The organism is Embleya sp. NPDC020886 (assembly GCF_044333915.1).
GTDB lineage: Bacteria > Actinomycetota > Actinomycetes > Streptomycetales > Streptomycetaceae > Embleya.
The window spans coordinates 48,054-73,355 of record NZ_JBIRRX010000012.1 but is presented as its reverse complement, the minus strand read 5'-3'; the positions used below and the strand labels follow the sequence as shown (position 1 = coordinate 73,355).

19 protein-coding genes and 1 pseudogene are annotated in these 25,302 nt (G+C 70.8%); 12 read left to right on the top strand and 8 right to left on the bottom strand.

Annotated elements, in window-relative coordinates; all coding sequences use genetic code 11:
* Positions 1-72 precede the first annotated feature (72 nt).
* From ACH4U8_RS33375 to ACH4U8_RS33355, 5 genes are all read left to right on the top strand, one after another.
* A complete protein-coding gene (locus tag ACH4U8_RS33375) occupies positions 73-1,506 on the top strand; it encodes a cytochrome ubiquinol oxidase subunit I (RefSeq protein ID WP_360315714.1) in 1,434 nt (477 codons plus the stop codon).
* Positions 1,507-1,518: 12 nt separating this feature from the next.
* Positions 1,519-2,556: a cytochrome d ubiquinol oxidase subunit II gene (gene cydB / locus ACH4U8_RS33370; RefSeq protein ID WP_395782207.1), complete on the top strand. Its 1,038-nt coding sequence runs from the start codon at positions 1,519-1,521 to the stop codon at positions 2,554-2,556.
* 65 nt (positions 2,557-2,621) lie between these two features.
* A complete protein-coding gene (gene cydD, locus ACH4U8_RS33365; RefSeq protein ID WP_395782205.1) occupies positions 2,622-6,164 on the top strand; it encodes a thiol reductant ABC exporter subunit CydD in 3,543 nt (1,180 codons plus the stop codon).
* A gap of 157 nt (positions 6,165-6,321) precedes the next feature.
* The gene (locus tag ACH4U8_RS33360) at positions 6,322-8,073 is read left to right on the top strand and encodes a GAF domain-containing protein (protein WP_395782203.1); all 1,752 of its coding nucleotides are present in this window, start codon (positions 6,322-6,324) and stop codon (positions 8,071-8,073) included.
* Between the two features lie 119 nt (positions 8,074-8,192).
* Positions 8,193-9,251, top strand: a complete 1,059-nt coding sequence (locus ACH4U8_RS33355) for a medium chain dehydrogenase/reductase family protein (RefSeq protein WP_395782201.1) — start codon at positions 8,193-8,195, stop codon at positions 9,249-9,251.
* A 37-nt stretch (positions 9,252-9,288) separates the two neighbouring features.
* Here ACH4U8_RS33355 and ACH4U8_RS33350 read toward each other — a convergent pair whose 3' ends face one another.
* Entirely contained in the window at positions 9,289-9,945 is a 657-nt protein-coding gene (locus tag ACH4U8_RS33350; RefSeq protein WP_395782199.1) for a response regulator, read from the bottom strand.
* Positions 9,946-10,318: 373 nt separating this feature from the next.
* Between ACH4U8_RS33350 and pdhA the strand changes: the two genes are divergently transcribed.
* The 4 genes from pdhA to ACH4U8_RS33330 all read left to right on the top strand — a co-directional run bounded on the left by pdhA (position 10,319) and on the right by ACH4U8_RS33330 (position 15,322).
* The gene (gene pdhA, locus ACH4U8_RS33345) at positions 10,319-11,446 is read left to right on the top strand and encodes a pyruvate dehydrogenase (acetyl-transferring) E1 component subunit alpha (RefSeq protein ID WP_360315702.1); all 1,128 of its coding nucleotides are present in this window, start codon (positions 10,319-10,321) and stop codon (positions 11,444-11,446) included.
* 35 nt (positions 11,447-11,481) lie between these two features.
* Positions 11,482-12,447: an alpha-ketoacid dehydrogenase subunit beta gene (locus ACH4U8_RS33340; protein WP_379990767.1), complete on the top strand. Its 966-nt coding sequence runs from the start codon at positions 11,482-11,484 to the stop codon at positions 12,445-12,447.
* A gap of 32 nt (positions 12,448-12,479) precedes the next feature.
* Positions 12,480-13,877 (top strand): dihydrolipoamide acetyltransferase family protein, encoded by a 1,398-nt coding sequence (locus ACH4U8_RS33335; protein ID WP_395782369.1) that lies wholly within the window; start codon positions 12,480-12,482, stop codon positions 13,875-13,877.
* Positions 13,878-14,041: 164 nt separating this feature from the next.
* The gene (locus ACH4U8_RS33330; protein ID WP_395782368.1) at positions 14,042-15,322 is read left to right on the top strand and encodes a nitrate/nitrite transporter; all 1,281 of its coding nucleotides are present in this window, start codon (positions 14,042-14,044) and stop codon (positions 15,320-15,322) included.
* A gap of 25 nt (positions 15,323-15,347) precedes the next feature.
* Here the strand turns inward: ACH4U8_RS33330 and ACH4U8_RS33325 are convergent, their stop codons facing one another.
* On the bottom strand, positions 15,348-16,160 hold the full coding sequence (locus ACH4U8_RS33325; RefSeq protein ID WP_395782197.1) for a maleylpyruvate isomerase family mycothiol-dependent enzyme: 813 nt from the start codon (positions 16,158-16,160) through the stop codon (positions 15,348-15,350).
* 149 nt (positions 16,161-16,309) lie between these two features.
* On the opposite strand from ACH4U8_RS33325, the gene ACH4U8_RS33320 reads away from it, so the two are divergent.
* On the top strand, positions 16,310-17,083 hold the full coding sequence (locus tag ACH4U8_RS33320; RefSeq protein ID WP_360315694.1) for a carbon-nitrogen family hydrolase: 774 nt from the start codon (positions 16,310-16,312) through the stop codon (positions 17,081-17,083).
* A 22-nt stretch (positions 17,084-17,105) separates the two neighbouring features.
* Here the strand turns inward: ACH4U8_RS33320 and ACH4U8_RS33315 are convergent, their stop codons facing one another.
* The 3 genes from ACH4U8_RS33315 to ACH4U8_RS33305 all read right to left on the bottom strand — a co-directional run bounded on the left by ACH4U8_RS33315 (position 17,106) and on the right by ACH4U8_RS33305 (position 18,989).
* The gene (locus tag ACH4U8_RS33315) at positions 17,106-17,777 is read right to left on the bottom strand and encodes a hypothetical protein (RefSeq protein ID WP_395782195.1); all 672 of its coding nucleotides are present in this window, start codon (positions 17,775-17,777) and stop codon (positions 17,106-17,108) included.
* An 11-nt stretch (positions 17,778-17,788) separates the two neighbouring features.
* Positions 17,789-18,355, bottom strand: a complete 567-nt coding sequence (locus ACH4U8_RS33310) for a SigE family RNA polymerase sigma factor (RefSeq protein ID WP_395782193.1) — start codon at positions 18,353-18,355, stop codon at positions 17,789-17,791.
* An 85-nt stretch (positions 18,356-18,440) separates the two neighbouring features.
* Entirely contained in the window at positions 18,441-18,989 is a 549-nt protein-coding gene (locus tag ACH4U8_RS33305) for an LURP-one-related/scramblase family protein (RefSeq protein ID WP_395782191.1), read from the bottom strand.
* 158 nt (positions 18,990-19,147) lie between these two features.
* Here ACH4U8_RS33305 and ACH4U8_RS33300 point away from each other — a divergent pair.
* A pseudogene (locus tag ACH4U8_RS33300) lies at positions 19,148-20,596 on the top strand (thioredoxin-like domain-containing protein); the annotation flags it as partial.
* Between the two features lie 132 nt (positions 20,597-20,728).
* Here the strand turns inward: ACH4U8_RS33300 and ACH4U8_RS33295 are convergent.
* The 3 genes from ACH4U8_RS33295 to ACH4U8_RS33285 form a co-directional block, all read right to left on the bottom strand.
* Positions 20,729-21,031, bottom strand: a complete 303-nt coding sequence (locus ACH4U8_RS33295) for a DUF6458 family protein (RefSeq protein WP_360315686.1) — start codon at positions 21,029-21,031, stop codon at positions 20,729-20,731.
* Between the two features lie 104 nt (positions 21,032-21,135).
* Positions 21,136-22,422, bottom strand: a complete 1,287-nt coding sequence (locus ACH4U8_RS33290; RefSeq protein WP_395782189.1) for a M18 family aminopeptidase — start codon at positions 22,420-22,422, stop codon at positions 21,136-21,138.
* 201 nt (positions 22,423-22,623) lie between these two features.
* Positions 22,624-24,450, bottom strand: a complete 1,827-nt coding sequence (locus ACH4U8_RS33285; protein WP_360315682.1) for an acyl-CoA dehydrogenase — start codon at positions 24,448-24,450, stop codon at positions 22,624-22,626.
* A 229-nt stretch (positions 24,451-24,679) separates the two neighbouring features.
* Here ACH4U8_RS33285 and ACH4U8_RS33280 point away from each other — a divergent pair, with 229 nt between their 5' ends.
* Positions 24,680-25,078, top strand: coding sequence for an SseB family protein (locus tag ACH4U8_RS33280; protein ID WP_360315680.1), 399 nt, complete (start codon positions 24,680-24,682; stop codon positions 25,076-25,078).
* Positions 25,079-25,302: the final 224 nt, after the last annotated feature.

Here is a 25,302-nt window from a genome sequence, read left to right as displayed (position 1 = left end):
CCGTGTGCACCGTGAACCAAACGTGCGCTCGCGTGCGAGACACGACCGGCGATCAGGAGGAATGAGGGGCCCATGGACCTCGCCGTCGAAACACTCGACGTAGCCCGGTGGCAGTTCGGCATCACGACCGTCTACCACTTCCTCTTCGTCCCGCTCACGATGGGTTTGTCCATCCTGGTCGCGTGCCTGCAGACCGCGTGGGTGCGCACCGGCAAGGAGCACTACCTCCGGGCCACCAAGTTCTGGGGCAAGCTCTTCCTGATCAACTTCGCGCTCGGCCTGGTCACCGGCATCGTGCAGGAGTTCCAGTTCGGGATGAACTGGTCCGACTACTCGCGCTTCGTCGGCGACATCTTCGGTGCCCCGCTCGCCATCGAGGCCCTGGTCGCGTTCTTCCTGGAGTCGACCTTCCTGGGGTTGTGGATCTTCGGTTGGGAGCGACTGCCGAAGAAGATCCACCTGGCCACCATCTGGGCCGCCGCGATCGGCACGATCCTGTCGGCCTACTTCATCCTGGCCGCGAACTCGTGGATGCAGCACCCGGTCGGCTACCGGATAAACCCGGAGACCGGCCGCGCGGAGCTGACCGACTTCGTCGCGGTGCTCACCAACAACACCGCGATCGCCGCCTTCCTGCACATCCTCCCGGCCGCGTTCCTGGTCGCCGGCGGCTTCCTGATCGGGATCAGTTGCTGGCACCTGCGCAAGCGCAACGAGGTCGCGGTGTTCCGCCCGTCGCTGCGGCTGGGCCTGTGGGTCTCGGTGCTGGCGGGCATCGGCCTGGCGCTCACCGGTGACATGCAGGGCAAGCTGATGTACGAACAGCAGCCGATGAAGATGGCCTCGGCCGAGGCACTGTGGGAGACCTCGAAGCCGGCGCCGTTCTCGATCTTCTCCTACGGCGATGTCAACAAGGGCCACAACAAGGTCGCCATCGAGGTCCCCGGCGCGCTGTCCTTCCTGGCCAAGAACGACTTCAACGCCGAGCTGCCCGGGATCAACGACCTCCAGGAACAGTCGGTGGTCAAGTTCGGCCCCGGCGACTACCGGCCCAACATCTTCGTCACCTACTGGTCGTTCCGACTGATGATCGGCGTCGGCATGGTCACCGCGGGCATCGGCCTGGTCGGCCTGTGGTTGACCCGGCGCAAGCGCGATCTCCCGAGCAATCCGTGGGTGTACCGGATCGGCCTGTGGACCATCGCGTTCCCGTTCGCGGCCAACTCGTTCGGCTGGATCTTCACCGAGATGGGCCGCCAGCCGTGGCTGGTGTTCGGCGTGCTCAAGACCGAGGCCGGCGTGTCGCCGAGTGTGTCCACCGGCGAGGTGTTCACCTCGCTGATCGTGTTCACGCTGCTCTACGGCGCGCTCGCGGTGGTCGAACTGGGCCTGATCCGGCGCTACGTCAAGGCCGGCCCCGAGCCGATCAAGGTGCCGGTGGACAAGGACCCCGACGATCCGTCGGGCGGCGAGGACGCCGATCGTCCGCTCGCCTTCGCGTACTAAGGGGAGAGTGACATGGGACTCAACGAATTCTGGTTCCTGCTGATCGCCGTGCTGTGGATCGGCTACTTCTTCCTCGAAGGCTTCGACTTCGGCGTCGGCATCCTGACCAAGGTGCTGGCCCGCAACGAGACCGAGCGCCGGGTGCTGATCAACACCATCGGCCCGGTCTGGGACGGCAACGAGGTGTGGCTGATCACCGCGGGCGGGGCCACCTTCGCGGCCTTCCCCGAGTGGTACGCCACCTTGTTCAGCGGCTTCTACCTGCCGCTGCTGCTGATCCTGGTCGCGCTGATCCTGCGCGGGGTCGCGTTCGAGTACCGGGCCAAGCGCGACGAGGACCGCTGGAAGCGCGGCTGGGAACAGGCGATCTTCTGGGGCTCGCTGGTGCCCGCGTTCCTGTGGGGCGTGGCGTTCGCGAACATCGTCCGCGGGGTGCCGATCGACGCGAACAAGGAGTACGTCGGCGACCTGTTCGACCTGCTCAACCCGTACGCGCTGCTCGGCGGCGTGGTCACCACGGTGCTGTTCACCTTCCACGGCGCGGTGTTCGTCGCGCTCAAGACCGACGGCGACGTCCGGGTCCGGGCCAACGCGCTGGCCGGCCGGCTCGGCCTGGTCACCGCCGCGCTCGCCGCCGCGTTCCTGATCTGGACCCAGGTCCAGCACGGCAACGGCCGCACCCTGGCCGCGCTGATCGTCGCGGTGCTCGCGCTGGTGGCCGCGCTGGCGATGAACCGGATCGGCCGCGAGGGCTGGGCGTTCGCGCTGTCCGGCGTGACAGTGATCGCCGCGGTGGCGATGCTGTTCCTGTCGCTGTTCCCGAACGTGATGCCCTCCAGCCTGGACTCGGCGTGGAACCTGACCATCCACAACGCGTCCTCGACGCCGTACACGCTCAAGATCATGACCTGGGTCGCCGGCTTCATGACCCCGGTGGTGCTGTGCTACCAGGCCTGGACGTACTGGGTGTTCCGCAAGCGGATCAGTACCAAGAGCATCCCGACCAAGCCGGCCTTCGGTGCCGCCGCGGCCGACCTGGTCGGCAAGTAAGCGCACCGACAGCGCGTGGCACCACGTAGGACCGCACCGAAGACGCACCGAGGAAAGAGCGGCTCGTGAAGCCTGTAGACCCGCGCCTGCTGACGCACGCCCGTGCCACCCGGGGCTTTCTGGCCCTGACGGTGTTGCTGGGTACGGCGGGCGCGGGTCTCGTGCTCGTCCAGGCGGGCCTGCTCGCGCGGGTGATCGTGGCGGCCTTCGAGGAGGGCGCCGCCGTCGGCGACCTGTGGCCGGAGCTGGGCCTGCTCGCGGGGGTGATCGCGGCCCGCTCGGCGATCTCCTGGCTCACCGAGGTGATCGCGCACCGCACCTCGGCGGCGGTGAAATCGCAATTGCGGTCGCGACTGCTCGCCCACGTGGTCGAACTCGGCCCGGCCTGGCTGAACAACGAGCGCTCCGGCGAGCTGACCACCCTGGCCACCCGGGGGGTGGACGCGCTCGACGGCTACTTCGCCCGCTACCTGCCGCAACTGGTGCTGTCGGTGACCGTGCCGGTCGCGGTGCTCGCGCGCGTGGTGTTCGGCGACTGGATCTCGGCCGTGACGATCGTGGTCACGCTGCCGCTGATCCCGCTGTTCATGGCGCTGATCGGGATGGCCACCCAGAAGTACATGGACCGGCAGTGGACGGTCCTGAACCGGTTGGCCGGGCACTTCCTGGACGTGGTCGCCGGGCTGCCCACGCTCAAGGTGTTCGGCCGGGCCAAGGCCCAGGCGGCGTCGATTCGCACGATCACCGACGACTACCGCCGGGCCACCCTCAAGACGTTGCGGATCGCGTTCCTGTCCTCGTTCGCGCTGGAGTTGCTCGCCACCATCTCGGTCGCGCTGGTCGCGGTCGGCGTCGGGCTGCGTCTGGTCGACGGCGAGCTGAGCCTGGAGACCGCGCTGGTGGTGCTGATCCTGGCGCCCGAGGCGTATCTGCCGCTGCGTCAGGTCGGCGCCGAGTACCACGCCAGCGTCGAGGGAGTCAGCGCCGCGGACCGGGTGTTCGCGGTCCTGGAGACCACCCCCGACGCACCGGCCGGATCCGCGCCGGTGCCCGACCCGCGTTCGGCCGAGCTGGTGCTGACCGGTCTGGGCGTGCGGCACGAGGGGCGGGCCGACGCGGCGCCCGCCGGGCTGGAGCTGACCGTACGACCGGGCGAGACGATCGCGCTGACCGGGCCGAGCGGGTGTGGCAAGTCCACCGTGCTCGCGGTGCTGCTCGGCTTCATCCGGCCGACGGCGGGTCGGGTCACCGTGGGCGGCGTGGACCTGGCCGAGTTGGACCAGGACGCGTGGCGGGCCCGGATCGCGTGGGTTCCGCAGCGGCCCTACCTGTTCGCCGGCACGATCGGCGCCAACGTGCGGCTGGCCCGCCCGGAGGCCGACGACGCCGAGGTACACGCCGCGCTGGTCGCGGCCGGCGCGGCGGACTTCGTGGCGGCCGCAGGGGGCCTCGACGCGCCGCTCGGCGAGGACGGCGCGGGCCTGTCCGCCGGCCAGCGGCAACGCCTCGCGCTGGCCCGCGCGTTCCTGGCCGACCGGCCGATCCTGCTGCTGGACGAGCCGACCTCGAACCTGGACGGCGACGGCGAGGCGGGCATCGTCGAGGCGGTCCGCCGACTGGCGGTCGGCCGGACGGTCGTGCTGGTCGCCCATCGGCCGGCGCTGCTGCCGTTGGCCGACCGGGTGGTGGCCGTGGGCGCGGGGGGCCCGGCGCAGGCGGCGCCCGAGGGCGCGCACCCGGCGGGCGCGCCCTCGGGGGTGCCCGCGGCCGAGGTCGAGGCCGCGCGGACGGCGGACGACGTCCCGGCCGTCGAGCAGCCCTTCGATGCCCTGCTCGCGGACCCGCCGGTCGCCGCCGGCGCCGGGCCCGGCCGCCGTCTGCTCGCGCTGGCCCGGCCGTTGCGCGGGCGCCTCGCGCTCGCGGTGTTGTGCGGAGCACTCGCGCTGGGCAGCTCGGTCGGTCTGATGGCCACGTCGGCCTGGCTGATCTCGCGCGCGTCGGAGCATCCGCCGGTCCTGACCCTGATGGTCGCGGTCACCGGCGTGCGGGCCTTCGGCGTCTCCCGCGCGGTGTTCCGCTACGCCGAGCGGTTGATCGGGCACGACGCGGCGTTTCGCATCCTGGCCCGGCTGCGGGTGCGGGTGTACGAACGCCTGGAACAACTGGCGCCGGCGGGACTGCCCGCCTTCCGCCGCGGCGACCTGCTCTCCCGACTGGTCGCCGACGTGGACGCGGTACAGGACTTCTTCCTGCGCGCGCTGCTGCCCGCCTGTGTGGCGGCGGTGGTCGGCGTGGGCGCGGTGCTGACCGTCGCCCTGGTACTGCCCGAGGCCGGCGCGGTGTTGCTGCTCGGCCTGCTGGCCGCCGGTGTGCTGGTGCCGTGGTTGGCCGGCCGGGTCGCCCGGCGGGCGGAACGCCGGGTCGCCGCGGTCCGCGGCGAACTCGCCGGCGCCGTGGTCGACCTGCTGCGCGGCACACCCGAACTGATCGCGGCGGGCCGTGCGCCCGCCCGGCTGGCCGAGGTGGACACGGTGGACGCGCGACTGCGCGCGACCGAGGCGGGGCAGGCCCGGGGCGCGGGCGTCGGGGCGGGGCTGGCCGCGCTGGTGTCCGGTGCGACCGTGTGGGCGTCCGCCGTGGTGGGCGTCGCGGCGGTGCACGCCGACCGGTTGAACGGGGTGCTGCTCGCGCTGGTGGTGCTCACCCCGCTCGCCGCGTTCGAGGCCACCGTGGTGTTGCCCGCCGCCGGCCGGCATCTGGAGGGCTCGCGGCGGGCGGCGGCACGGGTGTTCGAGGTGATCGACGCACCCGTGCCGGTGCACGAGCCGACCGCGCTGCGGGCGCTGCCCGCCGGGCCGCACCCGTTGTCGGTGCGCGACCTGCACGCGCGCTGGACCCCGGACGGCCCGCCCGCGCTGGCCGGCGTCGACCTCGAACTCACCCCGGGCAAGCGGCTCGCGGTGGTCGGCGCGAGCGGGTCGGGAAAGACCACGCTGGCCAACGTGCTGTTGCGCTTCCTGGACCCGGCGGCGGGCCGGGTGACCCTGGCCGGCGTACCGATCACCGACCTCGCCGGGGACGACGTACGGCGGGTGATCGGGCTGTGCGCGCAGGACGCGCACGTCTTCGACAGCTCGCTGCGGGAGAACCTGCGGCTGGCCCGCCCGGATTGCGACGAGGACGCGATGCGCGCGGCGCTGGCCCGGGCCCGGCTGCTGGACTGGGTGGACACGTTGCCGCAGGGGCTGGACACGATGGTCGGCGAGCACGGCGCCCGATTGTCCGGCGGCCAGCGGCAGCGGCTCGCGCTGGCCCGCGCGCTGCTCGCCGACTTCGAGATCCTGCTGCTGGACGAGCCCGCCGAACACCTCGATCTGCCCACGGCCGACGCGCTGACGGCCGACCTGCTGGATGCGACCCGGGGCCGGACCACGCTGCTGGTCACCCATCGACTCACCGGGCTGCACGCGGTGGACGAGATCCTCGTGCTGGCCGAGGGACGGGTGTCGCAGCGCGGGACGTGGGAACGGTTGAGCAGCACGCCCGGCCCGTTCCGGGCGCTGCTGGACCGCGAGGACGCGGTGGCGGAGGTCGCGGCGCGGGTGTGAGGCGGGGGGCGGGTGCCGGCGCGCGTGCGAGTGCGCGTCCGGGTGCGCGTGCATCTGCGTGTGCGGACCGGCACCCGTGATCCGTGGGCGGGGATCCGTACGCGTGTCCGGGGTGATTTGCCGCTTTCATCAGTATTTGCCGACGTAGGCTGCACCCATGGTGAACGCGACGGGCAACGGCGCCGACGGCGCCGACGAGCCCGACGGGACGGATCGTTTCGGCCGCACGCCCGAAGCGTCCGCCCGCGCCTCGCTCGGCCTGGCGGACCTGGTGGCCGAGGTGGTCGAGCGGCTCGGCTCGGCGGCGGCGGCCGGGGATCGCCTCCAGGGTCTGCTCGAAGCGGTGATCGCGGTCGGCGCCGACCTGGATCTGCACACCACGCTGCGCCGCATCGTCGAGGCCGCGGCCGACCTGGTGGACGCTCGCTACGCCGCGCTCGGGGTGATCGGCAGCGAACACAACCTGTCCGACTTCATCACCGTCGGCATCGCCGCCGAGGACCGCGAGCGGATCGGCGAACTCCCGCACGGACGGGGGATCCTGGGCCTGTTGATCGACCACCCCGCACCGTTGCGGCTGGACGACCTGACCCGGCATCCGGCGTCCTACGGCTTCCCGCCGAACCACCCCGCGATGCACTCGTTCCTGGGTGTGCCGATCCGGGTTCGCGACGAGGTGTTCGGCAATCTGTACCTGACCGAGAAGCGCGGCCGGCCGGACTTCAGCGTCGAGGACCAGCAGGTGGTCCGGGCGCTCGCGGCGGCGGCCGGGGTGGCCATCGAGAACGCGCGCCTGTTCGAGAGCGCGGCCCGCCGGGAGAAATGGATCGTGGGCTCGGCGGACGTCACCACGGCCCTGCTGACCACCCAGGACCCGGACGAGGCGCTGGCCGTGGTGGCGGAACGGGCGCGCAGCCTGGCCGAGGCGGATTTCGCCGCGATGTACCTGCCCCAGCCGGACGGTTCCTACCTGGTCGAGGTCACCTCCGGCGAGGACCTCGCGGGCCTGGGCGGCACGGTGGTCGCCGAAGGCAGCCCGATCGCGGAGGCGATCAACACCGGTCGCAGCATCTTCATCGCGGACATGAGCACCGATCCGAACGTGCTGCTGGACCAGTCCCGTTGCTTCGGACCGGGCCTGTTCGTACCGCTGATCGCCAGCGATCGCATCCTGGGCGCGCTCGAGTTGGACAAGCGGATCGGGGCGGTCCCGTTCAACCGGACCGAGCGCTCGATGGCCCAGGCGTTCGGCGGCCAGGCGGCGATCGCGCTGATGCTGGCGAGCGCCCAGCGCGACCGGGAACGACTGGCGGTGTTCGAGGATCGCGACCGGATCGCCCGGGACCTGCACGATCTGGTCATCCAGCGGCTGTTCGCGACCGGGATGATGCTCCAGGGCGCGGCCCGATTGGCGAGGGTGCCGGCCGTGACCGTCAAGATCAACCAGGCCGTGGACGAACTCGACGCGACGATCCGCGAGGTGCGCAGCACCATCTTCGCGTTGCAGAACCCGCCGCGTGAGGGCCCGACCGGGGTCCGGGGCCGGGTGTTGCGCGAGGCGAGCGCGGCGGCCGGCCCGCTCGGCTTCGAGCCGACGGTCACCTTCGCGGGACCGGTGGATTCGAGCGTCTCGGACGAGGTCGCCGAGCAACTCCTGGCCGCACTGCGCGAGGTGCTCTCCAACGCCTCCCGCCACGCGCACGCCTCCAGGGTCGAGGTGAGCCTGGTGGTGGCCGACGGCACGGTCGACCTGACGGTCACCGACGACGGCGTGGGCATCCCGCCGGGCGGTCGGCGCAGCGGCCTGGCCAACCTGGCCGGTCGCGCGGCCGAGTTGGGCGGCCGGGCGTGGTTCGGGCCGGGGCCGCAGGGACACGGGACGACGGTGACCTGGTCGGTGCCGCTCTGAGGCTCCGGTCGCCGGCCGGAGCGCGCTCGCAAGTGCGTGGGCAATCCCTTGACACGCTACTGGTACGCACTTAAGTTAGAGGCCATAACAAACACTAATAGTAATCACATGGAGCCGTGATGAATGCCAGCGCACCCGAGACCGCCACCGCCTCGGCCACCGAAATCGTGTTGCCGGGCATCGTCGAGCCCGCCGGCCTGGAGGTCCGGGTGCGTCCGGCGCCGGAGCCGGCGGCCGGAGAGGTGCTGGTGGCGGTCGAGGCGTCGGGGATCTCCTTCGCCGAACAGCAGATGCGCCGCGGCAAGTACTACGACCAGCCGGCTTTCCCCTTCGTCCCCGGCTACGACCTCGTCGGCACGGTGGTGCGGGTCGGGCCCGGCGGCGATGCCGCGTTGGTCGGCCGCCGGTTCGCGGCGCTGACCAAGGTCGGCGGGTGGGCCAGCCTGGTGGCGCTCCCGGTCGCCGCCCTGGTCGAGGTGCCCGAGGGCATCGACCCGGCCGAGGCGGAGACGGTCGTCGTCAACGGGATCACCGCGTGGCAGATGTTGCATCGCATCGCCCGGGTTCGTCGGGGGCAGACCGTGCTGGTGCACGGCGCCAACGGCGGAGTGGGCTCGACGCTGGTGCAGTTGGCCACCCACGCCGGTGTCCGGGTCATCGGCACCGCCGCGCCGCGCCACCACGACGCGGTGCGCGCCCTGGGCGCGATCCCGCTGGACTACCGGGACGCCGACCTGCCGGCGTCGGTGCGCGCCCTCGCGCCGAACGGCGTCGACGCCGTCTTCGACCACATCGGCGGCGCCGGGATCGCCGACTCGTTCGGGCTGCTCGCCCGCGGCGGCACGCTGGTCTCCTACGGGACGGCGGCCACCAAGAACGAGCCCGGTTCGTCCCGACTGCCCGTGTTCAAGCTGTTGGGCCGCCTCCTGTGGTGGCACCTGCTGCCCAACGGCCGGCGCACGCACTTCTACAACATCTGGGCGGGCAAGCGCCGCCCGGCGAACTTCCGAAACCGCCTGCGCGCCGACCTGACCGAGGTCTTCGCCCTGCTCGACACCGGCGCCATCACCGCCCAGGTGGCGGCCCGCATCCCGCTCGGCCGAGCGGCCGAAGCCCTGGCCCTGGCCGAGTCGGGCACCGTCACCGGCAAGGTCGTCCTGACCTCGGACACCCCCTGATCGGGCTCACCCGACCGAGCGATCGTCCATTCCTCGTTCAGCGTCTCTTCTCGGCCTTCTGGCGGGCCACGTAGGCCGCGGCCTGGGTGCGGCGTTCCATGCCGAGTTTGGCGAGGAGGCTGGAGACGTAGTTCTTGACGGTCTTCTCGGCCAGGTGCATTTCGGCGCCGATCTGACGGTTGGTCATGCCCTCGCCGATCAGGTCGAGGATGCGGTGTTCCTGGTCGCTCAGGGCCTCCAGGCGGGCGTCGCCGCGCGGGCCGCCGCGCAGGCGTTCCAGGACGCGGGCGGTGGCCGCCGGGTCGAGCAGGGACTTGCCGGCCGCCACGTCGCGGACCGCGCCGACCAGGTCGGAGCCGCGGATGTCCTTGAGCACGTAGCCCGAGGCGCCCGCCATGATCGCGTCGAACAGCGCCTCGTCGTCGGAGAACGAGGTGAGCATCAGGCAGCGCACTTCGGGCAGTCGGGCCCGGATCTCGCGACACACCTCGACCCCGCTGCCGTCCGGCAACCGCACGTCGAGCACCGCGACCTGCGGCCGGGTCGCCGGGATGCGGACCAGCGCCTCCGCCGCGGTGCCGGCCTCGCCGACCACGTCGATGTCGTCTTCCAGGGACAACAACTCGTGGACGCCGCGGCGGACCACTTCGTGGTCGTCGAGGAGAAATACCCGGATACTTCCCTGATCGCTCACTTGTACAGGTTCGCACGCACACCTTCCGGCTGCCGGTTGATGCCCACGCGAGAGTCCGGGCGAGTCGGGACGGGTCCGACCCGCGCCCGTTTGTCCGGGAGCAACAAACAGTGCCGCCACGTTCGGGCCGGTCGCCACTACGTGCCGACGGGACTGGTGGGTAACGTTGCGGTGTGCGGTTTCCGAACCGCATGCCTGTGCGCAGGTGCCTCCCGGATTCACCCGGGAATTCCTAGGAAATCCTAGGAAGTACAGCCACCAATCGCCGTGTCTGCACATCAAGGTAGCCGCGCACACCCCGCGCGGAACCGGGCCCGGCGATCCGGACCCGGTCCACGGCGACCCCGCGGACCGGACAGACGGAGGAGAGAACGTGGCAGTGGACAGTACGGACGGAACATTGTTTCCGCCCGATTCCGGAGCCGGTCCGGAACTCATCCAGTTGCTCACCCCCGAGGGCGAGCGGGTCGAGCATCCCGATTACTCGATCGACCTGTCCGATGACGAATACCTGAGTCTGTACCGCGACCTGGTTCTGGTCCGGCGCTTCGACGCCGAGGCCACCGCGTTGCAACGGCAGGGCGAGTTGGGCCTGTGGGCCTCGTTGCTCGGCCAGGAGGCCGCGCAGATCGGGTCCGGACGGGCACTGAGTCCGAACGACTATGTGTTTCCCACGTACCGTGAACACGGCGTCGCCTGGTGTCGCGGCGTGGATCCGTTGAATCTCCTCGGGATGTTCCGCGGCGTCAACCACGGTGGTTGGGATCCGCGCGAGAACAATTTCCAGCTCTACACGATCGTCATCGGCGCGCAGACCCTGCACGGCGTCGGATACGCGATGGGCGTGCAACGCGACGGCAGTGATGCCGCGGTCGTCACGTACTTCGGTGACGGAGCCTCCAGCCAGGGCGATGTCAACGAGGCATTCACCTTCGCCGCGGTGTTCAACGCCCCCGTGGTGTTCTTCTGCCAGAACAATCAGTGGGCCATCTCCGAACCCACCGAACGCCAGATGAAGGTGCCGCTGTATCGGCGGGCCGCCGGATTCGGCTTTCCCGGAGTTCGGGTGGACGGAAACGACGTGCTCGCGTGTCTCGCGGTGACCAGGGCGGCTTTGGCCCGGGCCCGGCGCGGCGAGGGCCCGATGCTGATCGAGGCGTTCACCTACCGAATGGGCGCGCACACCACTTCGGACGACCCGACCCGCTATCGGCTGAATGCCGAACTGGAGGAATGGCGGCTCAAGGACCCGATCGAGCGGCTCAAGTCCTACCTGCACAAGCAGAGCATCGGGACGCCCGAGTTCTTCGCGGCCCTGGAGGCCGAGAGCGAGGAACTGGGCAAGCGCGTACGCAACGGTGTGCGCACGATGCCGGATCCGGATCCGGTGTCGATGTTCGCGCACGTGTACGCCGATGCGCACACGCTGGTGGATCGGGAACGGGCCGAGTTCGAGGCTTATCACGCGTCCTTCGTCGACGCCGGGGAGGACGGGCACTGATGGCTCCCGCACAGTCGACGGGCACGACCCGTCAGATGTCGATGGTGCAGGCGCTCAACACGGGGCTGCGCAAGTCCCTGGAGAGCGACCCCAAGGTGTTGATCATGGGTGAGGACATCGGCAAGCTCGGCGGTGTCTTCCGGGTCACCGACGGTTTGCAGAAGGACTTCGGCGAGGACCGGGTGGTGGACACCCCGCTGGCCGAGTCCGGCATCGTCGGCACCGCGATCGGTCTGGCCCTCGCGGGCTACCGGCCGGTCGTGGAGATCCAGTTCGACGGTTTCGTCTTCCCCGCGTACGACCAGATCGTCACCCAGCTCGCCAAGATGCACGCCCGTTCGCTCGGCTACGTGCGGCTGCCGATCGTGATCCGAATTCCGTTCGGTGGCGGGATCGGCGCGGTCGAGCACCACAGCGAGTCGCCCGAGGCGTACTTCGCGCACACCGCGGGCCTGCGGGTGGTGTCGTGCTCGAACCCGGTGGACGCCTACTGGATGATCCAGCAGGCGATCGCCGCCGACGACCCGGTGATCTTCCTGGAGCCCAAGCGGCGCTACTGGACCAAGGCCGAGGTGGACACCGCCGCGACGCCGGCCCCGCTGTACGGCTCCCGGGTGGTGCGGCCGGGCGACGCCTGCACGGTGGTCGCCTACGGGCCGATGGTGGCGACCTGCCTGGAGGCCGCCGCGGCGGCGGCCGAGGACGGGCGCGAGTTGGAGGTGATCGACCTGCGCTCGTTGTCCCCGCTGGACTTCGACGCGGTCGAGGCGTCGGTCAAGCGCACCGGCCGGCTCGTCGTCGTGCACGAGGCCCCGTCGTTCCTGGGCATCGGCGCGGAGGTCGCGGCGACGATCACCGAGCGCTGCTTCTATCACCTGCAGGCGCCGGTGTTGCGGGTCGGCGGCTATCACACGCCGTATCCGCCGTCCCGGGTCGAGGAGGACTACCTCCCCGACCTGGACCGTGTGCTCGATGCCGTCGACCGCTCCCTGGCCTGGTGAGGAATCCCGTGTCCGAGGTGAAGAAGTTCCTGATGCCCGACGTCGGCGAGGGCCTCGAAGAGGCCGACATCGTCGTCTGGCACGTCAAGGTCGGCGACGAGGTCAGCGACGGCCAGGTCATGGTCGAGGTGGAGACCGCGAAGGCCCTGGTCGAGTTGCCGTGTCCGTTCGACGGGGTGGTGACCGAGCTCCTGGCCGCCGAGGGCGACACGGTCGCGGTCGGCGCGCCGATCATCGCGGTGGCGCCGGCCGGTACGCAGGTGCCCGCCGCGGCCGAATCGACCGGCACCCGGGACCAGGCCCTCGCGGCGGATTTGGTGCCCGAACCGGCACCCCGACCCGCGGCGCCCGAGCCGGCGCCGGCCGAAACGGCCGCTGCGGCGGAGAAGAAGGACACCCGCACGGCGGTCCTGGTCGGCTACGGCGTGCGCACCACGACCGGCCGGCGGCGGGCCCGCAGGACGGACGCCCCCGCGCCGGCGGTGCACGCGGCCAACGGCTCGGGTCACGCGGGGCCGCCCACGTCGGGCTCGCCCGCCGGCGGCTCGATTGCGTTGGCCAAGCCGCCGGTCCGCAAGCTGGCCCGGGACCTGGGGGTGGACCTCGCGTCCGTGCGCCCCTCGGGCCCCGGCGGAACGGTCACGCGCGAGGACGTACACGCCGCCGCGCGCCCCGCGCCGGCCGCCACCCCGGCCGCCTTCACGGCGACCGGACCCGGCGAGACGATCGCGGGCGAGCGGCGCATCCCGGTCAAGGGGGTGCGCAAGGCGACCGCGCAAGCCATGGTGGCGAGCGCGTTCTCCGCGCCGCACGTCACCGAGTGGGTGACGGTGGACGTGACCCGTACGGTCAAACTCGTGCGCAAATTGCGCGAGTTGCCCGATTTCGCGGACGTCAAGGTGAGTCCGCTGCTCCTGGTCGCCCGGGCGCTGCTCGTGGCGATCGCCCGACACCCGGAGATCAACGCGTCCTGGGACGAGCCGAACCAGGAGATCGTCGTCCGTGATCGCGTCAACCTGGGCATCGCCGCGGCGACGCCGCGTGGGTTGCTCGTGCCCAACATCAAGGACGCGGGCCGCAAGAGCCTGATCGCGCTGGCCGGTGCGCTCACCGAGTTGGTGGCCACCGCCCGGGACGGGCGCACCTCGCCCGCCGACATGGCCGGCGGCACGGTGACCATCACCAACGTGGGCGTGTTCGGGGTGGACGGCGGCACGCCGATCCTCAACCCGGGCGAGGCCGCGATCCTGGCGGTGGGCGCGATCCGGGAGCAGCCCTGGGTGCATCGGGGCAAGATCAGGCCCCGGCAGGTGACCACCCTCTCGTTGTCCTTCGACCACCGCATGGTGGACGGCGAGTTGGGCTCGCGCGTGCTGGCCGACGTGGCCCAGATGTTGGAGCGGCCGAAGTTGCTGTTCGTCCGCGGCTGACCTCGGGTCCGCCGCGGCGGGCGGACCGCCCACATACATACGGCCGAGCCCTTTTTCGGGGCCCGGCCGTATGTATGTCCGAGGGCGTCCCCTAATGTGTATGTACTGTGAAACCATCTGCGGACACAGCCCCCTCCCGGCTCGGTGGCAACATCGCCTGGACCATGTGGGCGGTCGCGGCCTCGGTATACGTCGTCGCGGTGTTCCACCGCAGCAGTCTCGGCGTGGCGGGAATCGACGCGCAGGAGCGGTTCGGTGTCTCCGCGTCGCAACTTTCGCTGTTCCCGATGTTGCAACTGCTCGTCTACGCCGGCCTGCAGATACCCGTCGGCGCGTTGACCGACCGGTTCGGCGCCAAGCGGGTGCTCGGCTGCGGCCTGGTGTTGATGACGGCGGGTCAGTTCACCTTCGCGTTCGCCCACGGATTCGCCGGTGCCGTGTTCGCCCGGGTGCTGGTCGGCATGGGCGACGCGATGACGTTCGTCAGTGTGCTGCGGGTGGTGTCGGTGTGGTTCCCGGCGAACCGGGTCGCCGTGATGACCCAGTTGACCGCGCTGCTCGGGATGGCCGGCAACCTGGCCGGCGCCACGCCGCTGGCCGGCGCGCTGCACGCGTTCGGCTGGAGCCGGACCTTCGCGGTCTCCGCCGGCGTGGGGGTGGTGGTGCTGCTCGTGGTGCTGCTCGTGCTGCGCGACAACCCCGGCGGGACGACCCGGGCGCGGCCGGTCGGCCGCCCGGGCATGTGGTCCCAGGTGCGCGCGGCGTGGGCCGAACCCGGCACCCGGCTCGGCCTGTGGGCGCACTGGGCGTGTGGGTGCCTGCCGCAGGTCTTCCTGATGTTGTGGGGCTTCCCGTTCCTGGTCGAGGGCCAGGGGCTGAGCAAGGGCACCGCGAGCGCGTTGTTGACCGTCGCGATCGTGATCAACATGCTGGCGTGCCTGGTGGTCGGCCCGCTGGTGACCCGCCGGCCGGGCAGCAGGTTGTGGTTGTGCGTGGGGCAGCCGGTGCTGGCCGTGGTGTTGTGGGCGGCCGTACTGATTCCGGCCGAGCCCTCGCCGCTGTGGTTGCTGGTCGTGCTCGCGCTGGTGATCGGTCCGGGCGGCGCGCTGTCCCTGGTCGGCATGGAGTTCGCCCGGGACGGCAATCCGCCGCAGCGGCTGGGCACGGTGTCGGGCATCGTCAACGTCGGCGGGTTCGCCGCCGCGACCCTGTGCCTGTTCGCGATCGGCCTGGTCCTGGACCTGGTCGAGCCGGGCGGCGGCACCCACGGCCTGAACGCGTACCGCGTGGCGATGGCCGTCCAGGGTGTACCGCTGCTGCTCGGCGTGGTCCAGGTGCTGCGCTACGCCCGCAAGGTCGCCGGGCGAAGCCGCCGGGCCGAGCCGGTGTGCGTGGTGGCGGCGGGGCGCGTGCCGGAGCGGGAGAGCGTTCCCGACGCCGGCTGACGCCCCGCCCCGGCGACTCGCACGGTCAGGGGGTGACGGCCATGTTGTCCAGGATTCGTCGGGCCAGATCGGGGTCGCCCTCGACCTTGACGTCGGCCCTGGTCGCACCGACCCGGCCGCACATCAACCGGACGAACGTCTCCCAGTCGGTGGAGACCAGCACCAGCGGTCCCAGCGGCACCCGCCCGTCCAGCCGCCCCCGGCCGTCCTCGCCGACGGTGACCGTGCGCATGAACTCCACCGGTCCGTTCACGTCGAACACCACCGAGGCGCCGACCGGCGCCTTGGCGTCCTTGGCCACCACGCGGGCCAACCCGGCCAGCAGGAAATCGCGGGTGATCAGCGCGGCGGGCGAGTCGAGATTGCCCGGCACCCCGATTGCGCGCCGCACGTCCTGCTCGTGCACCCACACGTCGAACACCCGCTGGGTGAGCAGGAACCGGTACGGGACGCTGCGGCCCATGATGCCGCGCACCTCGTCCTCCGGCCCCCGGTCGGACTCGTCGAGCATGCGGCGCCGGCGCAGGATCACGTACTCCAGCTCGCCGGTCATCTCCGGCGAGGTGTGACAGCGCCGCACGTCCACGGGTATCTCCGTGTAGCGGCTGAATTCGTCGTGCACGTGCCGCAGATCGCGCGGCAGCGTGTGGATGGGCCGGGGATCGCCGAGCAGTTCCAGCTCGATCCCGATCACGTGCGACACGATGTCGCGGACCGACCAGCCCGGACATTCGGTCGCGCTGCTCCACCGACCCTCGGTCAGGGTGGAGACCAGATCTTTGAGGGAGCGGATGGAGTGCTCCCAGGCGTCGGCGTGCGTTTTCAGGTCGTTGGTCACGAACTACCTCTTGTCGCTGCGTCGCCGGTCGACTGGACGGGTGCGACCGTTGCTTTGACGTGGTCCCGGATCCTGGCAGGCACGTTACGCTGCAAAAGATCCTGCGGTCAGCCCGTTCGCGGGAAGCAAGCGGTGTAGGTGAGGGGAAAGTGCGCGTTTCGCTCGTACAACTCGACGTCGATCCGGCGGTGCCGGCCCAGGAGCGCCTGGCCGAGGTCTCGGCCCTGGTGCGCGGCCGGCGCGGCGACCACCTGGTGGTCCTGCCCGAGCTGTGGTTCCACACCGGCTGGGTCTACGACGGCTGGGAGTCGCAGGCCGAAGGCGTACGCGGACCGTTCGCCCAGGCCATGTCCCGCGCGGCTCGCGACGCCGGGGTCTGGCTGCACGCCGGCAGCATCATCGAGCGCGGCGCCGATCAGAACCTCTACAACACGTCGCTGGTCTTCGATCCGGACGGCACGCTGCGCGGCACCTACCGCAAGATCCACCGCTTCGGCTTCACCGGCGGCGAGGCCGCGCTGATCTCGCGCGGCACCGAGCTCACCCAGGTGCGCATGCCGTGGGCCGAGGTGGGCCTGGCGACCTGCTACGACCTGCGGTTCCCGGAGATGTTCCGGCGGATCCTCGACGCGGGCGCGGAGGTGCTGGTGCTGCCCGCCGCGTGGCCCGCGCGACGGGTCGAGCACTGGCGCGTGTTGTCCCGCGCCCGCGCGATCGAGAATCAGCTGTTCGTGCTCGCCTGCAATACGACCGGCACCCAGGGCGGCGAGGCGATGGGTGGGCACAGCATGGTGATCGACCCGTGGGGCGAGATCGTCGCCGAGGCCGGCACCGAACAGACCGTGCTCACCGCCGAGATCGACCCGGCGCTGGTGGCCAAGACGCGCGAGGACTTCCCGGTCCTGCGGAACCGGGTGTTCTGAGTCCGCACGCGGGACCGCGGGCCTACAGGTGGGTGTTCTCGAGTTCCTTGCCCGCCGCGTCGAACGCCTTGAGGTCGTACGCGGGATCGGATTTGCGCGAGGTCACCACGAGTACGTAGACGCGCGTGGTGGGGGCGATCCGCACGGGCCGGATCACCACCGGCTCCTTGTGCCCCTGCCAGGTGACCTCCAGGTGGTCCACTTCGGGAGACACCTCGCCTTGGAGCACCGCCGCGTACAGGTCCGCCCGGCCCGGGATCCGTCCGGTCGTGCCGCCACCGGCGAAACGGTTCCGGTCGGCCGCCTTGGCCTCCTCGGTCCGACCCGGTGTGGTCTGGCACAGCGGTCCGATTCCGTCGACCAGCCGGCGCTCGACGTCCTCGAAGCAGGTCCGTTCCGGACCCTCGGTCCAGGCCCGGAACTTCCACGGCTTGCCGGCCGCCACGCCCGCGCCCACGATGTCCGGCCCGGCGTCCGGCGGCCGGGTGCCGCCGTCGACCGAGACGATGTCGGTGGACCTGCCCTCCTCGTCCAGCACACCCCCGGCGATCACCGCACCGCCGCCGCCGACCACCAGCGCGGTCGCCAGGGTCACCCCGAACGTGTACCCGCGCCACCTACGGCGCCGGCCCGCCCGCTCGATCGCCGCCTGCGCCGTCGGCGCGGTCAGCGCGGTCGCCCGGATCTCTGCCATGAACGCCTCCCTCAGTGCGGTGCCGTCGTCGGCCATTGCCGCACCTCCGTGTTCGAAGTAGAGGGGGTTTCCGTCTGATGCGGGATCAGATCGGTCAGTTGAGGATCCCTGCGGAGTCGGGCGAGCCCTTTGAACGTCTGGCTGCGCACCGTACCCACCGCGCAGCCGAGGATCTGCGCGACCTCGGACTCCGGCCGGTCCTCCCAGTAGCGCAGCACCACCGCCGCCCGCTGCCCCGCCGGCAATCGGGCCAACGCGGCCATCAGCACGCTGCGTTGGGCCACCGCGCCGGTCGAATCGGGCCCGGCGCGCTCCGGCAGCCGGTCGGTGAGAAAGTGCGTCACCCGCCGTCGGCGCACCCGGGAGAGATTGGTGTTCACGAGAATGCGGCGCACGTACGCGTCCGGATTCTCCACCGAGGCCACCCGTGCCCAGGACGTGTACGTCTTGGTCAGCGTGACCTGGGCCAGGTCCTCGGCCTCGTCGCGATCGCCGCACAACAGGTACGCGGTACGCACCAGAGCTGTTCGGCGGTCCTCGACGAAGGCCCGGAACTCGTCTTCCGCGTGGGATTTCAACCGTGCCCCCTTCCACCCGAACAGACGTGTGGAAGAGGGTCGTTCTATGCCGCGCCGCCGCGATCACCGACGGATCGGCCGCGGTTCAGTCGTCGTCGCCGCTCAACCGGTCCACGCACACCGCGATCGCGATGATCAGCGCATGGTCCCACCCGGGCGCGATGTCGACGCCGTAGGTGTCGCGCACCCGCAGCCACTTGCGGGTGATCTGCGCGATCGGCCCGTTCGGCCCGGCGATGCCGTACTCGTGGTTGAACATGTCGCCGCGCACCGAGAGTTCGATGCCCACCGCGAGATCGACCTCGAACGCCTCGTGCAGCGGGGTGAACATCTTCTTGCGCACCGTGGCGACCGTCTCGCCGGTCGCGTCCTCGATCTTCATCGAGTGGTGGATGGTGATGATCTTCTTCTTCACGGTGGCCAACACGGTGCCGGCCGCGTCCTTGAGCTCCAGCCGGTCGTGCAGCGTCAATGCCTTGCCGTCGACCAGATAGACCTTCTCGCCGGATTCGGTCGTGACCCAGAAGTCGTCGCCGATCGCGAACATCTTCTCGCGCACGAGATAGCGGCCGGGAGCGACTCCCGGATAGAGCTGGGCTGCGTCGTACTCGTCCCCGAACACTGGTGCCTCCACGATGACTACGCCTTGTCGGCAGACTGCCCGAAATGCCGGCGTTCAGTCGTGCCCACGCGCCGGTGTGCGGCGTACGGATACACCCGGTTGGGTGGGGTGCGGTCGTTACACGCGCCGGCCGGGGGTCGCCGGCCGACCCGGATGGTTCACTTCGGATCATGAGCAGCACCGCGCGCCGAGCCCGGATCCGGGCCCCCGAGTTGTCCGGTTCCGGCGGCTGGATCAACACCGACGGACCCGGGCCGACGCTCGCCGGGCTGCGCGGGCGGATCGTGCTGCTGGACTTCTGGACCTCGGCGTGCGTGAACTGCCACCACGTGCTCGCCGAATTGCGCCCGATCGAGGAGCGCCACCGCGACGTGCTGACCGTGCTCGGCGTGCACTCGCCCAAGTTCGAACACGAGACGGAACACGGCACGGTGGTCTGCGCGGTCCAGCGCCACGAGTTGCGGCACCCGGTCCTGGACGACCCCGAGCTGAGCACGTGGAAGCAGTACGCGGTGCACGCGTGGCCGACCCTGGTGGTCGTCGACCCCGAGGGCTACGTGGTGGCGCAAGTGTCCGGCGAGGGGCACGCGAGCGAGATCGAGGCGACGATCGCCGAGCTGGTGGTCGAGCACGAGGGCAAGGGCACGCTGCGCCGGGCCGCCGGGGACTTCGAGCGGACGGAGCCGCCGCGCACCGACCTGCGCTTCCCGGGCCAACTGCTGCGGTTGCCCTCCGGGGCCCTGCTGGTCGCCGACACCGGGCACCACTCGCTGGCCGAACTCTCCGACGACGGGCGCACGGTGCTGCGCCGGATCGGTACCGGCCGCCGCGGGCTGCTCGACGGCGGGCCCCGGCACGCGATGCTGGCCGAGCCGCACGGGATGGCCCTGCTGCCGCCCGAGGTGGCCGCCCACGTGCGGTACGACGTGGTGGTCGCGGACACCGCCAACCACGCGCTGCGCGGGGTCTCGCTGGCCACCGGGTCGATCCGCACGGTCGCGGGCACCGGCCGCCGACGCCGGCACGGCGCGGAGGACCACGGCGCGGCCCGGACGATCGACCTCTCCAGCCCCTGGGACGTCGCGTGGTTCGGCGGCCGGATCATCGTCGCGATGGCGGGCGTGCACCAGCTATGGGAGTTCGACCCGGTCGGCGAGGGCGTCGGCGTGCTGGCCGGCACCACCGACGAGGGCATGGAGGACGGCCCGGTCGACACCGCGAGCTTCGCCCAGCCGTCCGGCTTGGCGGTGTCCCCCGATCGGCACACGTTGTGGGTGGTGGACGCGGAGACCTCGGCGCTGCGTCGTTTGGTGGACGGCGGCGTCGAGACGGTGGTCGGCAAGGGGCTGTTCGACTTCGGCCTGCGGGACGGCCCCGCCGAACACGCGCTGTTCCAACACCCGCTGGGCGTGGACACGTTGCCGGACGGGTCGGTGGTGATCGCGGACACCTACAACGGCGTGCTGCGCCGCTACGACCCCACCGACGGATTCGTCTCCACCCTCCTGGCCGACCTGGCCGAACCGGCCGCCGTGGCGGTGGTCGCCGACCTGGACGAGGACCTCTACCTGACCGTCGTCGAGTCCGCGGCCCACCGAGTCCGCAAACTCCGGATGCCGCACACCTAGGCCCCGTCCGCCGGACAGGGCCCGGCACCGGGGCGGGCTCCGACGGCGACGACCGCCGCTCCGGAGTGGGAGGGGGGAGGCTCCGGAGCGGCGGTCGTCAGGGGGGTGGTGCCGAGATGGTTTTCAGCGTCGGCGGTAGCGGCGGGTCGGCCGCTCTTCGACGATCCGCTCGACGGGCTGCTCGAGGTAGCCGTCCACGGGCGGCGGTTGCACGTAGCCGGCCGGCGGTGGGTTCAACGACATTTCGCGGCGTCGCGGCCCCCACACCATGAGAAACAGTGCGATGCCCACGACTCCGGCGATCATGAGCACGACACCGACCACGTCGATGTTGACGCCGGACACGCTCCAATCGGTGGCGAAGGTCAGGATCGCGCCTACCGCGATCAACAGGATGCCCGCTCCGATGCCCATGAGTTCGTTCACTCCGATCCGCTGAACGTGCGGCGGGTTTGCGCTGCGCTCGATTGACTGTCGGCTCGCGCCTACCCGGAGTTCCCGGTCCCATGCCCGCGGATTCGCGCCGGCGCTCAGCCCTCCAGGAACGCGGCGGCGGCCGATGCCAGCAGGAACGGGTCGTCGGCGCCGCACAGCTCGCGGGACGAGTGCATGGACAGGCAGGCGGTGCCGACGTCCACCGTCTCGATGCCCAGGCGCGTCGCGGTGATCGGACCGATGGTGGAGCCGCACGGGATCGAGTTGATCCCGACGAAGATCTGCGCCGGCACCCCCGCGCGTTCGCAGGCCGCGGTCCACACGGCCCGGCCGAGCGCGTCCGTCGCGTAGCGCTGGTTGGTGTTGACCTTCAGGATCGGGCCGCCGTTGGGCACCGGGTGGTGGCCCGGCTCGTGCCGACCGACGTAGTTCGGGTGCACCGCGTGACCCACGTCGCTGGAGAGGTGGAACGAGTCGGCGAACGCGCGGGCACGGTCGTCCAACGATCCGCCGCGCGCGCTGACGATCCGGGTCAGCACGGTCTCCAGGAGCGGACCGGCCGCGCCCGTGGTGGACGCGCTGCCGGTCTCCTCGTGATCGAACGCGCCGAACACCGGGATGTGTGCCACGTCGTCGTGCGCGGCCGCGAGGAGCGCGGCCAGGCCCGCGTGCACCGACAGCAGGTTGTCCAGGCGCGGCGCGGCGAGCAGTTCGCGATCACGGCCGAGGTAGCTCGGCTTCTGCACGTCGTGGACCATCAGGTCCCACCCGGTGACGTCGCCGGCGGCCACGCCGCTCTCCTCGGCCACGAACCGGATCAGCGCGCCCTCGTCCACCGGGCCCAGTCCCCAGATCGGGGTCATGTGCTGCTGCTTGTCCAACTGCAACCCGGCCTCGTTGACCGAGCGGTCCAGGTGGATCGCCAACTGCGGCACGCGCAACACCGGCCGGTCCACGAACACCAGGTGCTCGCCGCCGTCGCGCAACGCGATCCGGCCGGACAGGCCGAGGTCGCGGTCGAGCCAGGAATTCAACAGCGGCCCGCCGTACACCTCGACGGCGACCTGTCGCCACCCCGCCGCCCCGGTGTCCGGACGCGGCTTGACCCGCAGCGTCGGCGAGTCGGTGTGCGCCCCCACGATCCGGAAGCCGCGCGTGTTCTCGGCGCCCTCCGGCACGTACCAGGCCACGATCGCGCCCCCGCGCAGCACGTACCGCCCGCCCGACCCGCCGTCCCACGCGGCCGTCTCCGCCAGTCGCCGAAAGCCCGCCGCCTCCAGCCGCTCGGCCACGTTCGCCGCCGCGTGGTAGGGGGAGGGACTGGCACCGATGAATTCGATCAGGTCGTCGGTGTGACTCCGGTCGAAGCGAGGCGAACTCATACATACTCCAAGGTCCGCGGCCGATCGGCCGCGCAGATCGTTGCGGGTTCTCCGCGTCGAGCCTACGACCCGGCATTCCCGGAGACGCGAACGCCGGTCGGGCCGAGGTGTCGGCCCGACCGGCGTTCGGGGTCGGTTTCGGCCCATGGCCGAGTCGAGCGCGGCCGGGTCGGCGAACGCGCGACCCGGCCGGCATTCGAGCTAGAAAGCCGCCTCCGGCAGTTCCATGATCGAGTTGTCGATCTGCTCGACCATCAGGCGCTGCGGGGTGAGCAGCGGCAGGATCTCCCGCGCGAAGTGCTTGGCCGCGGCCACCTTGCCCCGGTAGAACGCCTCGTCCCGACCGGGTGTGCCGGCCAGCTTGGTCAGCGCCACCGCGGCCTGGCGCAGCAGCAGCCAGGAGACCACCAGGTCACCGGCGGCGAGCAGCAGCCGGGTGGTGTTCTGGCCGACCTTGTAGATCGAGTCGATCTCCTGCTCGGACGCCATGAGCTGGTTGATCATCGCGGCGACCATGCCCTGCACGTCCTCGGCGGCGGTCGCGAGCAGCTCGACCTCGGCGGCCAGTTCGCCCTCGGTGTGCGCGCCGATGAACTCCTGGATCTCGCCCGCCACCACGGTCAGCGCCTTGCCCTGGTCGCGGACGATCTTCCGGAAGAAGAAGTCCTGACCCTGGATCGCGGTGGTGCCCTCGTAGAGGGTGTCGATCTTGGCGTCCCGGATGTACTGCTCGATCGGGTATTCCTGGAGGAAGCCCGAGCCGCCGAAGGTCTGCAGCGACTGCGCGAGCTGCTCGTAGGACTTCTCCGAGCCGTAGCCCTTGACGATCGGCAGCAGCAGGTCGTTGACCCGGTCCGCCGTCTCGTCGCTGCCGCCGGTCAGCCCGGCGCTCTCGATCCGGTCCTGCCACGAGGACGTGTACAGCACGAGCGCGCGCATGCCCTCGACGTACGCCTTCTGGGTGAGCAGCGAGCGGCGCACGTCGGGGTGGTGGGTGATGGTCACCCGCGGCGCGGCCTTGTTCGTCATCTGCGCGAGGTCGGCGCCCTGGGCGCGCTCCTTCGCGTATTCGAGCGCGTTGAGGTAGCCGGTGGACAGCGTCGCGATGGCCTTCGTGCCGACCATCATCCGGGCGTACTCGATGATCTTGAACATCTGCGCGATGCCGCTGTGCACCTCGCCGACCAGGGTGCCCACGGCCGGCACGCCGTGCTCGCCGAAGGTCAGCTCGCAGGTCGTGGAGACCTTGAGGCCCATCTTGTGCTCGACGTTGGTGACGAAGGCGCCGTTGCGCTCGCCGAGGTCGCCGGTCTGCGGGTCGAAGTGGAACTTCGGGACCACGAACAACGACAGGCCCTTGGTGCCGGGGCCCGCACCCTCCGGGCGCGCGAGCACCAGGTGGATGATGTTCTCGGTCATGTCCTGGTCACCCGAGGTGATGAAGCGCTTGACGCCCTGGATGTGCCAGGTGCCGTCCTCCTGGCGGACCGCCTTGGTCCGACCCGCGCCCACGTCCGAGCCCGCGTCCGGCTCGGTCAGCACCATGGTGGAGCCCCACTGGCGGTCGACCATGAAGCCGGCGACCCGGCGCTGCTCCTCGGTGCCCAGCGTGTGCAGCACCTGGGCGAAGTCGGGACCCGCCGCGTACATCCACAGCGCCGGGTTGGCGCCGAGCACCAGCTCGGCCACCGACCAGCGCAGCGAACGCGGGCAGTTGGTGCCGCCCATGCTCTCGGGGAGCGCGAGGCGCCACCACTCCGAGTCCATGTACGCCTTGTACGACTTCTTGAACGCCTCGGGCAGCGTGGCCGAGTGCGTCGCGGGGTCGAACACGGGTGGGTTGCGGTCGCCCTCCGCGAACGAATCGGCGAGGTCGTTCACGGCGAGGCGCTCGACCTCGGCCAGGATCGACTTCGCGGTGTCGACGTCCATTTCCGCGAACGGACCCGTGCCATAGACCTGCTCGCGTCCGAAGACCTCGAACAGGTTGAACTCCAGGTCGCGGAGATTCGACTTGTAGTGACCCATGACAGGCTCCGCCCGTGGTTGCGTCCCTGTGGACTGCGTTGACTGAACTGATCGCTGAACCGATCGACCGAACCGGACCGAAACCCAGTGTACTGGTCAGTAACATAATGATCGTACCCATGGGTAACTTTTTCAATGCCCCAGAGGTTCCCATCGGGTTACCACCAGGTACATGTGACCGTCTCGACGGAGGGCTCAAACCCGGGCCCGGACCCGCTAGCCTCGTGGTGTGTACGGCTACGCAACGGAAGAATCCCAGCCCCGCGCGGAGGCGCCGGCGCTCACCGACGCCGTGCGCGCGTTCGCGACGGGGGTCATGAACGGCGAGGACTTCCAGTCCATCTTCATAGCGTCGAAGGTTTTCTGCCCGAGGGGTGATCGCCCGGGGTTCCTGGCCCTGCACAACACTCCCGAGCCGGTGATCCCGATGTTCAGCTCGCTCGCCGAGCTGAAGAAGTACGCCGGCGAGGAGTCGCGCCACTTCACCGTCACCGGCGCCGAGGTGCTCGACCTGCTGCCCAACGGCTACGGCTTCGTGCTCGACCTCGACGGCGAGCACCGGGTGATGTTCGACGCGAAGGCCATAGAGCAGATGATCGCCTTCGCGATGCGCCGCATGTACGGCTGAGACCACCCGGCGTCGCCCGGTCGGCGCGCATGCGAGAGCGCACCCGCGCCCGCGTGCGGCGGGCGGGGTGCGCTCGGGTGCTCTCGTCGGCCCGACGGAGTGCGTTACGGCGTCGTTCAGGCCGGCCGATGGCCGTGGTTGGCTTTGTTCTTGCGACGGGACTTGCGCTTGCGGGTCTTCCTCGACATGGCGCCCCCTTGGTCGTCGTGCCGCATGCCTACCCA

Bases quoted from the DNA above. Each gene is read 5' to 3' on its own strand.
- ACH4U8_RS33330 (WP_395782368.1), top strand. From the start codon at position 14,042: ATGTGGGCGGTCGCGGCCTCGGTATACGTCGTCGCGGTGTTCCACCGC.
- ACH4U8_RS33290 (WP_395782189.1), bottom strand. From the start codon at position 22,422: ATGAGTTCGCCTCGCTTCGACCGGAGTCACACCGACGACCTGATCGAA.
- ACH4U8_RS33285 (WP_360315682.1), bottom strand. From the start codon at position 24,450: ATGGGTCACTACAAGTCGAATCTCCGCGACCTGGAGTTCAACCTGTTC.
- ACH4U8_RS33340 (WP_379990767.1), top strand. From the start codon at position 11,482: ATGTCGATGGTGCAGGCGCTCAACACGGGGCTGCGCAAGTCCCTGGAG.
- ACH4U8_RS33315 (WP_395782195.1), bottom strand. From the start codon at position 17,777: ATGGCAGAGATCCGGGCGACCGCGCTGACCGCGCCGACGGCGCAGGCG.
- ACH4U8_RS33360 (WP_395782203.1), top strand. From the start codon at position 6,322: ATGGTGAACGCGACGGGCAACGGCGCCGACGGCGCCGACGAGCCCGAC.
- ACH4U8_RS33335 (WP_395782369.1), top strand. From the start codon at position 12,480: ATGCCCGACGTCGGCGAGGGCCTCGAAGAGGCCGACATCGTCGTCTGG.
- ACH4U8_RS33375 (WP_360315714.1), top strand. From the start codon at position 73: ATGGACCTCGCCGTCGAAACACTCGACGTAGCCCGGTGGCAGTTCGGC.
- cydB (WP_395782207.1), top strand. From the start codon at position 1,519: ATGGGACTCAACGAATTCTGGTTCCTGCTGATCGCCGTGCTGTGGATC.
- ACH4U8_RS33355 (WP_395782201.1), top strand. From the start codon at position 8,193: ATGAATGCCAGCGCACCCGAGACCGCCACCGCCTCGGCCACCGAAATC.